Origin of the sequence: Clostridium sp. MB05, assembly GCF_046581255.1 — a bacterium.
Lineage (GTDB): Bacteria > Bacillota > Clostridia > Clostridiales > Clostridiaceae > Clostridium.
The window spans coordinates 2,028,572-2,044,714 of record NZ_CP174370.1 but is presented as its reverse complement, the minus strand read 5'-3'; the positions used below and the strand labels follow the sequence as shown (position 1 = coordinate 2,044,714).

General features: G+C 26.7%; 13 protein-coding genes. 3 read left to right on the top strand and 10 right to left on the bottom strand.

Annotation, left to right across the window (positions count from 1 at the left end; all coding sequences use genetic code 11):
- Positions 1–13 precede the first annotated feature (13 nt).
- Entirely contained in the window at positions 14–1,195 is a 1,182-nt protein-coding gene (locus tag ACH36K_RS09590; protein WP_411167413.1) for a trans-sulfuration enzyme family protein, read from the bottom strand.
- Positions 1,196–1,207: 12 nt separating this feature from the next.
- Positions 1,208–2,506, bottom strand: coding sequence for a PTS sugar transporter subunit IIC (locus tag ACH36K_RS09585; RefSeq protein ID WP_411167412.1), 1,299 nt, complete (start codon positions 2,504–2,506; stop codon positions 1,208–1,210).
- A 151-nt stretch (positions 2,507–2,657) separates the two neighbouring features.
- Between ACH36K_RS09585 and ACH36K_RS09580 the strand changes: the two genes are divergently transcribed.
- Positions 2,658–3,377, top strand: a complete 720-nt coding sequence (locus ACH36K_RS09580; protein WP_411167411.1) for a GntR family transcriptional regulator — start codon at positions 2,658–2,660, stop codon at positions 3,375–3,377.
- Positions 3,378–3,714: 337 nt separating this feature from the next.
- Here ACH36K_RS09580 and ACH36K_RS09575 read toward each other — a convergent pair whose 3' ends face one another.
- The 5 genes from ACH36K_RS09575 to ACH36K_RS09555 form a co-directional block, all read right to left on the bottom strand.
- A complete protein-coding gene (locus tag ACH36K_RS09575; protein ID WP_411167410.1) occupies positions 3,715–4,437 on the bottom strand; it encodes a GntR family transcriptional regulator in 723 nt (240 codons plus the stop codon).
- Positions 4,438–4,568: 131 nt separating this feature from the next.
- Entirely contained in the window at positions 4,569–5,285 is a 717-nt protein-coding gene (locus ACH36K_RS09570) for an SIS domain-containing protein (RefSeq protein WP_411167409.1), read from the bottom strand.
- Between the two features lie 45 nt (positions 5,286–5,330).
- Complete coding sequence (locus tag ACH36K_RS09565; protein WP_411167408.1) at positions 5,331–6,611, bottom strand: neutral/alkaline non-lysosomal ceramidase N-terminal domain-containing protein; 1,281 nt, start codon at positions 6,609–6,611, stop codon at positions 5,331–5,333.
- Between the two features lie 310 nt (positions 6,612–6,921).
- Positions 6,922–7,641, bottom strand: a complete 720-nt coding sequence (locus tag ACH36K_RS09560) for an MBL fold metallo-hydrolase (RefSeq protein ID WP_411167407.1) — start codon at positions 7,639–7,641, stop codon at positions 6,922–6,924.
- Between the two features lie 248 nt (positions 7,642–7,889).
- Complete coding sequence (locus ACH36K_RS09555; protein WP_411167406.1) at positions 7,890–8,477, bottom strand: hydrolase; 588 nt, start codon at positions 8,475–8,477, stop codon at positions 7,890–7,892.
- Positions 8,478–8,732: 255 nt separating this feature from the next.
- Between ACH36K_RS09555 and ACH36K_RS09550 the strand changes: the two genes are divergently transcribed.
- Both ACH36K_RS09550 and ACH36K_RS09545 read left to right on the top strand, forming a co-directional pair.
- A complete protein-coding gene (locus ACH36K_RS09550) occupies positions 8,733–9,284 on the top strand; it encodes a helix-turn-helix domain-containing protein (RefSeq protein WP_411167405.1) in 552 nt (183 codons plus the stop codon).
- A 347-nt stretch (positions 9,285–9,631) separates the two neighbouring features.
- Positions 9,632–10,732, top strand: a complete 1,101-nt coding sequence (locus ACH36K_RS09545) for a PQQ-dependent sugar dehydrogenase (RefSeq protein WP_411167404.1) — start codon at positions 9,632–9,634, stop codon at positions 10,730–10,732.
- A gap of 183 nt (positions 10,733–10,915) precedes the next feature.
- Here the strand turns inward: ACH36K_RS09545 and ACH36K_RS09540 are convergent, their stop codons facing one another.
- From ACH36K_RS09540 to ACH36K_RS09530, 3 genes are all read right to left on the bottom strand, one after another.
- Entirely contained in the window at positions 10,916–12,853 is a 1,938-nt protein-coding gene (locus ACH36K_RS09540; RefSeq protein WP_411167403.1) for a KUP/HAK/KT family potassium transporter, read from the bottom strand.
- Between the two features lie 296 nt (positions 12,854–13,149).
- Positions 13,150–13,770 carry a nuclease-related domain-containing protein gene (locus ACH36K_RS09535; RefSeq protein WP_411167402.1) on the bottom strand — a complete coding sequence of 207 codons (621 nt, stop codon included), beginning with the start codon at positions 13,768–13,770 and terminating at the stop codon, positions 13,150–13,152.
- A 229-nt stretch (positions 13,771–13,999) separates the two neighbouring features.
- Positions 14,000–15,715, bottom strand: coding sequence for a methyl-accepting chemotaxis protein (locus tag ACH36K_RS09530; protein WP_411167401.1), 1,716 nt, complete (start codon positions 15,713–15,715; stop codon positions 14,000–14,002).
- Positions 15,716–16,143: the final 428 nt, after the last annotated feature.

The window sequence follows — 16,143 nt, the reverse complement described above, 5'->3', positions numbered from 1 at the left end:
TAATAAAATAGTCTTATTTATATACAGTATTAAATGATTGTTTTAAATCGTTAATTAGGGAATTAGTTTCCTCTAATCCTATGAACAATCTAATGTGTGTAATAGACATTCCTCTATTTTTTAAATCATCTTCATTTCCGCCTTTATAGGCTGGTAGAATTAAACTTTCAAACCCTCCCCAGCTAACTCCGATAGAAAAAATCTTTAGATTATTAACAAACTTTATCATTTTATTTATATCTTTATCCTTTAACTCAAAAGATAATAAACTTCCATATCCATCCAGGTATTTCTCAGATAATTTTTTTTGAGTATAATCTTTCGTAGTGTAAGGATGATAAATAAATTTTACATTTTTATTTGTGCTTAGAAAATCAATTACTTTTTTTACAGACTCTTCATGCTGCTTCATTCTCAAATTTAAGGTTGTTAGAGAACGAGTAGTTAACCATGAATTAAATGGACTATTAACAGCTCCAAAATTCATAAATCCATAATCAGCAATTTTATCAATAGTATTTTCATTACTTATAACAACACCTGATACTACATCTGAATTTCCGTTAATATATTTAGACATTGAATGTATGCATATGTCTATTCCATATTTCAAAGGATTTTGGAATATAGGTGTTGCCCAAGTATTATCAATAATAGTAACTATATTTCTTTTCTTCGCTAAATATGATATAGATTCTAAATCAACTAACTCCATAAATTGAGAACTTGGACTTTCTAAATAAATTATTTTAGTATTATCTTTTATATATTTTTCTATATCTCTACCTGAATATCCTTTTACGTTTGAATGTTCCACTCCATATTTTTTTAAAGAAGTGAAAAACCTATTAGCTTGTCCATATATTGTGTTTATAGATAGTAAATGGTCTCCAGTCTCAATTAAACTTAATATCGTAGCTGAAATAGCAGCCATTCCTGAGCTAAATACTTTAGCCCTTTCGCCTCCTTCTAAACAAGCTAATCTTTTTTCTAATAATGAAGTCGTTGGATTACTACCACGAGTATAAATAAAATTATCTTTTTCATTGTCTGTTTTGCTCATAAAATCTTCATAAGTGTTAAATTTAAAATTACTTGTCTGTACTAATGGAAATACAGTACTATTAAAATTACTTATTTCATCTTCTGCGAAGTGAGTGCATATGTTATTTATAGTTTCTTTATTACATTTCATATCTGACTCCTACTAATTTACTATAATTGCTTCTTCCTTTAACATTTTATTATCTGTTTCTTCCTTTAACATTTGATTATCTATTGATTTAATAAATGGATAGTATATTAAAAAGGCCACTACACAAAGAACTAGTTGTAGAATAACTCCACTTATACCTGAAACTAAATATCCACTAATAAGTACAGGTGTAGTCCAAGGGATCATTATGCCATTTGTTATAGCAACTAATCCAATTTTCATTGAATAATAAGTAATTAAACCTAGAATTGGTGTAGTTATAATCCAAGGAATAAATAAAGTTGGGTTTAAAACTATTGGTAATCCAAATATTATTGGTTCATTTATATTAAAGATAGCTGCTGGTAATGAAAGAGCCCCTAAAGTTTTAGTATGTTTTGATTTTGTAACAAAGATTAAACTTAAAACTAAAGGTAAAGTAGAACCTGACCCTCCGATTAGCATAAATACGTTTCTCATTTGTTCATTTATAATATTAGCTTGAGGAAGTCCAGCAGAGAATGCTTCTAAGTTTTCAGCAGACATTACTTGCCATATTGGTCTCATAACTGATCCTACTATATCATTACCATGTAAACCAAAGAACCATAATACTTGTCCTATAACTTCTGCTACAATTAGAGATATAACGTTAGTTCCTAAAGCTAATAAAGGTGCTTGAACTACTGTAAATACAAAGTTGTGTATATCACCGAAACGTGTCATTGCAAATAAGCCTCTTACTATTACAGCTACAATAGCGATTATCGCAATTGGAAATAATGCGGCAAATGACTTCGAAACAGCTGGTGGAACTGTATCCGGCATTTTAGGTTCTATATTTAAACTTTTAATCTTAATGTATGCGTTTGTAGAAATGAATGCTATGAATATTGCTATAAACATTCCTTTAGCGCCTAACCACTCTAAATCTAATTTTCCATCTACTACAGGTGTAAGAATCATAAATACCATTAATGAAATCATTACAGCATAAATTTCATCTGTTTCTTTAATTTTTGCATAATGATAAGCTAATGATAATAATATTACAAGTCCCATAATGCTTATTGTTGCTGTAGACGCTGTTTTTAATAAATTTTGTAAAACGTTTTCTCCAAAGATAGAGTTAAGGAATTCATCATATCCTCTTATTGGTAGATAAGCGAATAATAAGAAGAATGATCCTATTATAAAGAAAGGCGACATTGACATCATAGCGTTCCTGATAGCAGTTAAGGGTTTATTGCTTGCAATCTTTCCTGCTACAGGTAATAAATTTTTTTCGATGAATTCAATTAAACGGTTCATATATTTCCTCCTTATACTTTTTATATTTAAATTGCACATTCTTATTTTAAATTTGTCTAGGGTAATTTAAAATAAAATATTATTTATTTTAAATCTCTTTAATTTAAATTTGCTTTATGCTAATATAGATATGTAAAAGGAGGTGTTGTGTTTGTTTAAGTATCAACAAATTGCTTCAAAGATAAGAGCAGACATCATAAATGGAAAATACAATGAATCAGGAAGGCTACCAAATGAAGCTACATTATCTAGTTTATATAATTGTAGTCGTATGACTATAAAACAAGCTACCGACCATCTAGTAATTGAAGGATTAATTACAAAGAAAAAAGGTGCTGGTATGTACATAAGACCTAGATTATCTAATAAGAACTCTAGTCTATATTCAAATAAACCTAACGTATTTGGATTTAATAATAGCTTTAAAGATTTAAATACTATTACTAGAATAAAAACTTTTGAAGTTATTAAAGGTGATGATTCAATCACAGAAAAACTAAATTTAAAATCTGGCTCATTTCTTTATCATGTTGAAAGAGTTCGTATTATTGACGATGAACCTATAATTTTTGAAAATTTATATTTTCCTATAGATGTCATTGTAGGATTAACTGAAGAAATAATCTGTAATTCAATATATAACTATATTGAAAATGAACTGAATATAAAAATATATAATGCAGATAAGTTTATTAGAGCAGTTCTTCCATCTAAAGAAGTTCAAGGCATATTAGAAATATCTGAATATGACCCAGTTATAGAAATGCAACACGTTGTTTATAGCTCAAATGGAGAGCCTCTTGAATATGCTAACTTATGTTATAAAGGAAGCAAATATCAAATGCACTTTATTACTCAAAATTATGAATAAATATTTTAATATATTTTAATATATTTTTACCAAACTAAAATAATCTTATTTTTTATTTGTATTGTACTTTTGAAGCTAGTTCTTTAAACTCACTATCATATTTACAATTTATTTACCCAAATTTTATTATAAAAAAAGATTATGAAGATCTTTAATTATATTCTCCATAATCTTTTTTATTTAAATTAAGTTTTCTAATTATATTATGATATATATCTCATTAAGACGTTTATCAATAATTTAACATGATAAGAAAATTGTTTTTTAAATAGTTAAACTAATACTATAGAAACAATTTTATTATAAAGTAAGCTTTACTTAATTTTAAAGAATAATATTATTCTTTAATTACATATCTTAAAACATAAATATCACTATTTACATAATCTATACCAAATTCTATTGGTTTAGAATATTGATCATAATTTGTAGTAGCTATTTCAATAACAATTGCTTTCTCTGTTTCTGAAAAGAATTTAGCTTTTTCTCCAACTAATTCAACTGCTTTTAACTTTTGGTAAGAATGATTTATTTTAATATTATAATATTTTCTTAATATATCGTAAAATGATTCATTTTCAAAAGTATATTGATTAAGGTCAGGAAACCTATCAGCTGAAATAAATACTTTTTCTATTACTACTGGATTATTATCTGCATATCTTAATCTTTCTAAAACATAAACTTCACTATTTACAGGTATTTTCAAATTATCTGCAATATAATTATCAGCTTTAATCTTATCAAACATTAAAACTTTAGAAGAGGTTTTAAATCCTAAAGCTTCCATTGTTTCACTCCAGCCTTTAGAAACAGAGTTCATTGTTTTTTCAATATTAAAATGAGCTACAAAAGTTCCCTTACCTCTTATACGAGTTAACATTCCCTTGCTAACTAAATCATCAATGGCTCTTCTTACTGTCATACGGCTTGTATTAAAAATATTACAAAATTCCTCTTCTGTGGGAATAAGTTCCCCTTTTTCATATCTTCCATCTTTTATTGCATCTTTAATATAATCAATAATTTCTTTATAAATAGGCTTTCCTGAATCTTTCATTATCTAGTCACCTGCTCTTAACTTAATATATTTATATATACATTTTGTATATATTTTATATTCATACAGTATATTAGTCAATATTACTTTAAGTCGACTACAATTCTTTAATATATTACTTATTTTTAATATTAATAGTATTTATTAAATAATTTGTTATTATATTCATCTGCTCCATCTAAGTTTGAACTTTTAAATACTGGTGGCTCTATGCCTTCTTTTACTAATTTATCAATAACAGTTACGATTATAGCTTGAGCTATTGCTATTCCTGTAGCATCTGAAGTTGCTCCTATTGGAACATTAAATCCTTCTATATAAAATGCAGCATCACCCTTTTCAGCACAATTATCTATTACTACATCAGCTATTTCATACATATTTTTCCCTGACTTATGTCTTGATTTAACTTGAGTTGAATGCTTAAGAGATGTTAATGCAATAACACTAGCACCTATTTCCTTGGAATATAAACACATCTCCACAGGCACATTATTTCTTCCTGAATTAGAAACAACCATTATAGTATCATTTTTATCTACTTTATATAAATCTAAAATGCTCTTTGAATATCCATCTAATCTCTCTAAATATGTGCTCTTATTAGGCATTTCATGTAGCATTAATTCTGGAGGCAATATTCCTTTTACATATGCTAGTCCACCAGCACGGATATATAATTCTTCAGCTACCATATGGGAATGCCCTGATCCAAACACGTAAAATCTTCCACCCTTCTTACAAGATTCTACTATTAAATCTGCTGCTTTTTCTATATTTTCGCTTTGAGTTTCTTGTACTTCTTTTAATTTTGATATTACAAATTCTAAATATTTATTTGTTATCATTTCTATACACCCCTTATTATTCAATACTTTTAATTACTCTGTTTTTTATAAAAAGTCTTCCTTTAATTTATCTAAAATAAATAAAATTATTTTTTCTCCTTGCCCTCTTTTTATAATACTTGAAGAAGCTTCGTAGCATTTACTATCAAAAGATTTTTTGTCAGCAAAATATAAATAATATCCATTTGTATATCCTAAAATTATGTTCTTTCCAGTCTCTTTTATTTTCTTACCTAAACTTGAAAAAAGCTCTCCAGGTATTGTTATAAAGTTCCAATCATTTATTTTTATTATATTTATTTCTATACTTAGCTTGTCCATTTTATCTATATACTTAGCAAATCTTAAATTTGTGCAAGCTCCTTCATACTCTGATTCTATTAATCTTAAATCCCCAGGAGAAATTCCCTCTTTCTTAGCTTCTTCTACTTTTCTTTTTAATTCATATAAAATCTTTTCAGCATTTTCAGCACTATCTATATCTTTAATTTCTAAATCTAAGTTATAACTTTTAACTTTTAATTTATTTATAGTTCCTTTATATATTGGATTTTCTAAACTACTTTTAATTGCACTTGCTAAATTTTCTCCAAGCCTATCTACTTCATTAAATGATGATTCTTTTCTTGTAAATCTAGTACTTATATCACCAGCACTTCCATTGGTGAAAATAATCATATCGTATGAATCTTCTAGATATTTTAAAACACCAGATGGAAGATCAGCTGTAATATATAAATTTTCTTGGTTCATTATTGTTGGGTGACATGCAAAATTATACATTAATATTTTTTTACCATTACTAAGTAGAAACTCCATTGTAAATAATCCTGTATCCCAAGGAAATTCAGTATTATGTCTTTCAGTACATACATCATAAACATTTGAAACGCCTATTTGTATTTCACACTTTTCTCTATTATCTAAGGCAACTTTTACTCCTTCTGCCAACTTCCTAACATAATCTTCAACTAACTCTTTATTATAATCTCCAAAAACACTCTCTAAACCCTTAAATATTCCATTTATATTATCTGAAACTCCTTTAGGCCCAGAATGAGTATGTGTAGCTCCCACTATTATATTGTTTTTCTTTATTCCTAAATATTTGACTTTATCATATATTTTTTCAACAAAATAATTTTCTACACAAAGGATATCCATTTGTATAAAACATAACAATTCATCTTTATTATCAATTATTAATATCCTTCCAAACAACTCATCATGAATACCTTTTGATTGTCTAAAATTATCATACCCTGAAAGTAATACTCCAATTGGTGGCGTTATATTTACCTGTGAAAAACCAACTCTTGTAGACATATAATTTCCCCTTTCCATTACATTTCAATTAAATACTTTAATTAGCTTTTAATAATTATTTTATTTATGCATATCTTCCTATATATTAATTTCATAATATGTATATACAATTTGTATATACATATTATATCTTTATCTAAAATTTAAGTCAACAAAAAACAAAACTATATCTAATGAAATTATTTTTGCTATCTAGCATTTTTAATAGTTGATATAAAAAAAGATTATGGAAAATTTTTTATTGTTTTTTCCATAATCTTCGCTTTAATTTAAGTTAACTTTTCTAAGTATCTCATAATATTTTTTAATATCAAATTCTTTTAAGTGCGTTTACTATATCCCTCTCATATATTCCACCATGATAACATATCATCCTATTTATATCATAATTTAAAAGCTTTTCAACAGATTTCTTAGCTTCATTAATATCTAAAGTGTACTGAGGTAATGCAATAACTAAATCTCCGTTGTCTATAACTAAAGCATCTCCAGCTATTAAAGATTTACTTTCTTTATGGTAAATAGATATATGTCCTGGCATATGTCCAGGTGTAAATACTATTTCAATCCCTCCACAGAAATCCAAATAATCTTTATCTTTTAAATGTATATCTACATTACAGATTTCTATTGATTCAAGCATTTTATGGAAATTTTTAGCTTGCTCTTTTTCTTCTTCTGGCAAAGAATTACATATACTTTCTGCCTGTTGTAATCTTAATGATTTTTTATTACCATTAATATATGGTGCATCTTCTTTAGATGCTAACACTTGTACGCTAGGATATTTTCTCTTAAATTCTGCCAATGCTCCCATATGATCAAAATCATGGTGTGTTATAATTATTTTAGATAATTTTTTTATATCAATTTCATTACTTACTGCAACATCTTCAATTAACTTTAAAAAGTTAGGATACCCACAATCTATTAAAATCATTTCCTTTTCATCTTCTAGTATAACTGGATAAATAGTATTGTTTTCTCCATCAAAGCTAAAGTTTACTTCTAATATATTGACTTTACTCATGTTAGAGACCCCCTAGTAAATTATTAATTGCTTTAATAATACCATAACCATAAAAAATATAGTTAGTACATGAATAACTCTGTACCATATATGATCATAATACAGTGCAATTAAAGAATTTAACTAAAAATATTTTATTTAATTTTTATTCTAAGTTTTCTAATAATTCGTCTAATGCTATTTTCAGTAAGATAATATTTATTAATTTAATATATTCTTCTTTATTTTCTTTATAATAAATATATCTACTATTTATTATAAACTTCCATTTGCTTATTAATATGTTCTTCACAAGAACGCATAGCTAAAATTGTCTCTTCAAATAATTTATCTAATTCCCATCCAAGCATCTCTGCACCTTGCTTAATTACATCACGTGAACATCCAGCTGCAAATTTCTTATCTTTAAATTTTTTCTTAAGACTTGAAATTTCCATGTCCATAACACTCTTTGACGGACGCATTCTTGCAGCTGCACCAATTAATCCTGTAAGTTCATCTACTGCAAATAATACTTTTTCCATTTGATGCTCTGGTTTAGGTTGTTCCTCTAAACAAAGCCCATACCCGTGACTAGCTGCTGCTCTTATTAACCTTTCATCAATACCTCTTTCTCTCATAATTTCCTGAGTTTTGCTACAATGCTGTTCTGGATACATCTCAAAATCTAAATCGTGAAGTAGTCCCACTAAAGACCAAAAGTCTGCTTCATCTTCATATCCTAATTTTTCTGCAAAATACTTCATAGCACCTTCAACGGTTAAAGCATGTTGAATGTGAAATGACTCCTTATTGTATTCAGTAAGCAAGTTCATTGCTTCTTCTCTTGTTATCATAATAATATCCTCCTTTAAAACTTTATAAAAATTTTAACTTTCAAAAATATTATATCTACACCATAACGATTCATAACTCTGATAAAATTTAGCTTTTTAATTTCCTAAATTAATTCATAAATATTTTTTATCTCTATTGATTCCTATAAATAGTTACGATATAATATTTTACGAACGTAAAATATATTTAATGTTAATTATATTTTACACTTGTAAATTATAATTGTCAATGTGATTATAGGAGGTTATCCCTTAATGAATATAAATTTTATTATTGCAGAAAATCTAAAAGCACTTCGTACTGAGCGCAATTTAAGTTTGGGTCAACTTGCTGAATTATCTGATGTTAGCAAAGTAATGATATCTCAAATTGAAAAAGGTGATACTAATCCAACTATAAATACTTTATGGAAAATAGCTAACGGATTAAAAGTTCCTTATACTTCATTACTTGAACAAAAGGAAAATGATACTTGTATTATAAGTAAAAAAGACATTGAAGCTCAGCTTACTGAAGAAGGACATTATCGATCATATTGTTACTATACAAGTACACCTTATCGTAATTTTGAACTTTTTCAAATTGAAATTGATGAAGGTTATTCGTATAAATCCTTAGGTCATTCTGAAAAGTCACAGGAATATATTATGGTACTTGAAGGTGAATTGACATTAAAAATAAATAATAAAATTTATAAATTGAATCCTGATGATTCTATAAGCTTTTCCGCATCTACTGAACATATATATACTAATAGCGGAAATGGAATTTTAAAAGCTACAATAACAAATTTTTATCCAGCCTAATACTTAGGCAGGATATTTTAGGATTATATACCAATATCTAAATTCAATAAATTTATTCCAGCATTTCTTAAAAAAAATAAGAAGCTCCCTTCAAATAAAATAGAACCTATATAATAGACACTTGTAAAAGGTAGCCTATCTATATAGGTTCATTTTACATATGCCCTCACTTTTTATTAGGTATTTGTCTGTTTTTTATTTATACATGTACCATTAACATTGTAAATGAATAATATGATAATTAAGCCAATAATAACGATACTAAGTGATACTTTTATATTATTGTTTTGGTTAGTTTTTAAACATAGATTCTCATATGTATTTATTTAATTTGGGAGGATATCATTATGAAAAAAATAATTCATAATATTTTGCACAGTGTAATATTTCGTAGTAATAATAAGCCTAATACCAAAAAAAATTCATCTAAATTAAGACAATTTCCCTATGAAATTCAGGTTATAGCTGAAAATCTATATGTGCCTTGGGCAATAGATATAAGTGATGAAGGCAAAATATATTTTACAGAAAGATCTGGATCAATTAGAATTATTGAAAATGGTAAGCTTTATCCTCAACCACTTATCAAATTTAGCCAACCATTTACAAGTCAAGGAGAAGGTGGTCTAATGGGGATTGCTTTAGATCCAAATTATTCACAAAATCATTACATTTATGTTATGCATTCATATATAGAAGGCAGCGAAATATATAATCGTGTTGTAAGATTAATTGAAAATAATAATAAAGCATACATTGATCGTGTTCTTATTGACAAAATTCCTGGAGGACGAATTCATAATGGTGGAAGAATAAAAATTGGTCCAGATAAAAAATTATATATAACAACTGGAGATGCAGGAAATGCTGAATTAGCACAGGATCTAAAAAGTACAGCCGGGAAAATACTTAGAATAGAATTAGATGGTAGTATTCCAAAAGACAATCCAATTATTAATTCTCCTATTTATAGCTTTGGTCATAGAAACCCTCAAGGTTTAGCTTGGAATTCTAAAAATATATTATATGCATCAGAGCATGGACAGTCAGCTCATGATGAAATAAACATAATACAACCAGGAGCAAATTATGGCTGGCCTTTAGTTCAAGGATATGAAGAATCTAAAGATATTACAGTTACTAAACCTTTAATACAAAGTGGAGAAGAAACATGGGCTCCATCTGGCATTGCCTTTGCTAATCAAGGCCTATGGAAAGAAAAGTTACTTGTTGCTAATTTACGTGGACAACAATTACTTACTATTTCTTTAAATGGAAAAGGGACAATAGTTAAAAATATAGAGCCCTGGTTAAAAAATGAATATGGCCGCTTACGTGAAGTTATTCAAGGTAAAGATGGATCAATTTATATAACAACAAGTAATAGAGATGGCAGAGGAAATCCTGCTATATCTGATGATAAGATTCTTCGTCTTATTCCAAAATAATATTAAGTTGCTTAAAATAAAACTCTTTTATTTTAAATAAACAATTACATTTTCAACTCATCTGTAAAAAAGATAAAGGAGATATATCTTATCTATGATATACCTCCTTTATTCCATTAAGAAATCTTATATATTTATTATTATGTAAATATTAATTTTTTTAATCACTGCTATAATATTTTTTTAGTTTACTCTTGTTAATTTTAATGTCTCTTTATGTCCTATAATAATAGGTACCTTCTCTATTCTAACGTTACTAGTATCTATTCCAAACCATCTGGCTGGTGAGACAGTTAATTTCTTAATTAATAACTTTGTACTTGTAATAAAGCTATCCCATCTAGAAAGTTCACTTTCGTTAGAAAGTATTTCCTCTAATAATATAAATCTAAAATCTCCAACAATAAATTTTCCATTTTGGCTAATCATATAGTCCTTTTTAGTAAATTCAACCTCACCACTACTAGCTAGATCTTGGATAATTTGATGTAAAAACACATTAATTTTTTGATCTACACGGAATCCAAGGTTAAATTGAATACTAAATGCTTTATTTGGTACAATTGTTCTCACAGTATATTCTGTTGTATATGGTTCATCTGTTACCCTAACATTTACAAACCAATAAAAATTTGCACGTTTTGGTTGTTTATTAAATATAGAAAATATTATTTTACTTTCTATCTCTTTATAATTTTGTGATTCAGTTAAATAAACAAGATTAGTAGCATATAAAGGTATTTCCTTATCTTCTTGTAATGATTTAAAATGCTTCTTATAAGATCTTATATCAACATATTGACTAAATCTTTTTCTAATTATTGTACCATAAATCCAAATATACATAAGGAATATAAGTGCTCCTGAAATTATAATAGTCACATATCCACCATGTATAAATTTAAATAAATTAGCATATAAGAATGCTGTTTCTATAACCATAAAAGTAGCAAATACTATTATAGACATAATTTTTTTCTTTTTGTTAAATCTTATATATTGAGATAATAAAATAGTCGTCATAAGCATTGTTATAGTAATTGCCAAACCATATGCTGCTTCCATATTTTCTGATTTTTGAAATTTTAAAACTAATAAAACACAACCAACATATAATAAATAGTTAACAGCAGGTATATATATTTTCCCTTTATCATCATTAGGATATCTAACTTGAAGTTTTGGGAACATATTTAATTTAATAGCCTCAGAAACCAATGTAAATGATCCTGTTATTAAAGCTTGGCTAGCGATTACTGCTGCAATTGTAGCTATTATAGTTCCTGGTATAACAAACCAACTTGGCATAATTAAAAAAAATGGATTTTCTTTAATTACACTTCCTTCTCTTAGCATTAGCCATGCTCCTTGTCCTAAATAGTTTACTACTAAACATATTTTTACAAATGTCCATGTATAGTGAATATTTTTCTTACCACAATGACCAAGGTCTGAATAAAGTGCTTCTGCTCCAGTAGTACAAAGGAAAACAGCTCCTAAAATGTATACACTTCTAGGATTGGTTGCTAGTAATCGAATTCCATAATAAGGATTTAAGGCTTTTATTATTTGAGGATATTGCATTATTTGGCTAAAACCTAAAGCAAAAAGCATTAAAAACCATATAACCATCATTGGTCCAAACATTTTTCCTATTACATCAGTTCCAAATCTTTGAAGTAAGAATAATACCGTTAATATACTTATTACAATTATAATTATTCCCTTAGTTTCTATTGGAAAAACTAAAGTTAGTCCCTCGATAGCAGATGTTACTGTTACTGGTGGTGTAATCATCCCATCTGCAAGTAATGATGCTCCACCTATGACAGCAGGTATAATTAGCCATTTAGCTTTTTTCCTTACAAGAGTATATAAGGAAAATATACCCCCTTCACCTTTATTATCTGCCTCTAAAGTTATCATTACATATTTTATTGTTGTTTGAAGCGTCAAAGTCCAAAAAACAAGAGATACTCCACCTAAAATAAGCTGATTTGATATGTATCCATTGTCTACTCCAAGCATTGATTTCATAACATAGAGAGGTGATGTACCTATATCTCCATATACAATACCTAATGCTACTAAAAGAGACGCTATGCTAATTTTCTTGTTCATTTTTTATTATTTCCTTCCTATGTTTGCAAATTTAAAAATCTAACTTAATCATTATAATCCTCGCTTCTTTTAATGTCTACATCACTTGTATTTAATATTTTATCTTTATTTATAGATATAGTTATATGTATTTATCTAAATATTTATTCTTTATAACAATACTCTAAAATACTCTAAAATACTTAATAATACTCCAAAATATAAATCAGGAAGAAATATAATATCTTCTTCCTGATTCCAAATAATATAAAGTTTTTTAACACTTATATATAGGTTACTATAAAATTAATGTTTCTCTATGATATACTTCTATTAATCCTCTTAACATGTTTTTTCCTAGCTCTAACACTATGTATGTTTCCTTTTTTTATTAAATTACAAATATTTTCTATTTCTTCTTTTGAAAGTTTTATATCTGATGGGTATTTTCTTATAAATTTCTTTAGTTTTTTCAATTGAATTACTGAAGTTTCTGTTTTTACTTTTTTTAGTTTTGATTTATTTGTAAAGACTATTACTGAAATAAATATATCTCTTTTACCTAGATATTCTTCTAAGGCTTTTATGTGTCCATAGTTTTGTCTTATTGGGTTGTAAAATTGATTTTTATTTCTATTTAGAACCTGTGTCCAGTATTTTGAGTATTGTTCTCCATAAATTGAGCCACTGTAATCCTTTGTTTCTATTACAAATACTCCTTTTTTTCCTATTAGGACATGATCTATCTGGCTTGTGCCATTCTCTCTTTTTATCATTATGTCACTTAACAACTTATATCTAGGAATCTTTTCTAGAACCTCATTTACTTCTTCTTCTCCTTTGTTTATTTCTTTTTTCCATCTTCTTTTTTTAATTAATGCTACTATAACTATTATTACTAATATTAATATTACTAAAATTATCTTTTGTATATCCATTTTCCTTCTCCTAATTTTTTATCTCTTGTGCATTATTTATTTCTATCCTTTCTATTTTAGTTTTTACTTACATTTTATATTTTACTATTATCTTTGTAAATAAGGTTATTCTAATGTTAAAATAAAAAGGTTAGACATCAATTTGTCTAACCTTTTTCACTTACTATATTTACTATTGTTATAAATAGCTTTTTCAACTCTATCTATATGACCTTTTAAAATCAATTAATTAAATTTTAAATTTTTGTATCATTTCATTAAGTTTTTGTGCAAGCTCTGCTTGTCTTTGTGCTGTTTGAGCTACTTGTTCTATAGCCTTTGTAGTTTCATCCATACTTTCTTTTATTGTAACTGCTTCTTCACTAGATTTTTGTGAAGCTTCAGCCATATTTTGAACTGCTTCACTTACTTGTCCAACTGTAGCAGTAACTTCTTCTGACATAGAAGCAATTTCATCAGACATTTTACTTACAAGATCTGAATCACTGTAATATTGATTTCCTGTTTCTTTGTAGTTTTCAATTTGGTTATTTACATTTGTATTTATAAAATCTAATATATCCTTACCTGTATCTATGCTACTTTTAAATGCAGCTTGAACTTTTGAAATAGTTTCTTGAATACTTAATGCTGATTCTTTAGATCCTTCTGCAAGTTTTCTTACTTCTTCAGCTACTACAGCAAAGCCTTTTCCTTGCTCTCCTGCTCTTGCAGCTTCTATAGCTGCATTTAATGCAAGTAAATTGGTCTGCTCTGCTATACTCCCTATAGTATCTGCCATAACCTTTATAGTATCTACTATTTTACCATCTTCAATAGCTTTTTCCATATTTGTTTGTTTTTCAGCATATATTCTCCTTGTTTCTTCAATTGCTTTTTCACTATTATCCTTAACTTCTGAAGCTCTTTCTTTAGATTTATTTGCATTATTGCTTCCTTCCATAGCGGTTGAAGATAATACATTTATACTTGCGTCTACTTCTTGAACAGAAGCACTTATCTCTTCAGATGTAGCACTTGATTCTTGCATTCCTGCAGCTATGTTATTTACAGCTTCATCAATAGTTTCTGACTTTGATAACAATTCCTCTGCTGTTGCTGAAAGTTCTTCAGAGGATGCACTTATATCTTCTGAGTTTTCCATAATCATTTTTATTAAATTATTTACATTTTCTTGAGCTGCATTTAAAGCTACACCTGTTTGTCCAAATTCATCCTTTCTTGTAATAGTAAGAGGAGTTGAAAAATCATAGTTTGATAATCTTTGTGCAAGATCTTTTATTTTATTTAGCGGATTTATTATATTTTTACTTAATATATATGCCATTAAAATTATAATGACAAATACTATCACTGTATAAATTATTACTGTGTATACAACCTCATTAAATTGTTCTATATTTCTTAAATTAGCTTCTTCAGCTGATTTTTCATTTATCTCAATACATTTTACCAGTTTTGGAAACATAGATGATATTGTATTTGTTATTTCTGAATTATAAACTTTAACTGCTTCATCATAATTATTTGCTTTTACAAGATCTATTACTTTAGATTTTAACTCTCTATATTTTAATAAATCTTCTTTAAAATCAAAATATATATCTTTTTCTTCTTGAGTAGCAGCTAAACCCTCATATTCCTCCATGATTTTTTTATTTTGTTCCATAATATTATCAAGAGTTTTTACTTCTTGATCTATCTTAGATTTATCCTTTTCAAAAATAATTTTAAATACATTAGCATTATCATAATTTAAATTTGATTTTATTGCTTGTAAATCTTTAATAGATATTAAGTTAACATTATACATTTTTTTTGCACTTTCATTTATAGTCCTAGAGCTTAATATACCCTCTCCTCCAATTAATAATATAAAAATACATATTACTGAAAAGATTGTAATAAGCTTTTTCTTTACTCCTAAATTAATAAAAAATTTCATTTTAATTCTTCCTTTCTTCTTTGTTGTTTCTATATAACTTTTTCTTCCTTATAAATACTCGTCCTTTTTCTATATAATTTTAAAATATTTTAGTAAAAAATAAATTTTTTACAATTAATATATAATTTCATTAAAATTTATATTAATATTATAATTGAAACCTTTTCTTTTTAATATTTTTTATATTGTCTAATATTTTCATTTTGGTTTTTATTTTTTATATTTTATAATCATTTACGAGTATTTTATTTAAGGTAATATAGAGAAATTCACTTTAGAATAGATATCCTAATTATTTAGCTACTAAATTGATTAATATATTTTCCTCTTTTTACTTATATATGTATCAATTTTCTTCCTTTTAAAGTTAATATAGTAAAAATTTATTTCTTTTAATTGTTAATTATAATATACTAATATAAAGACTT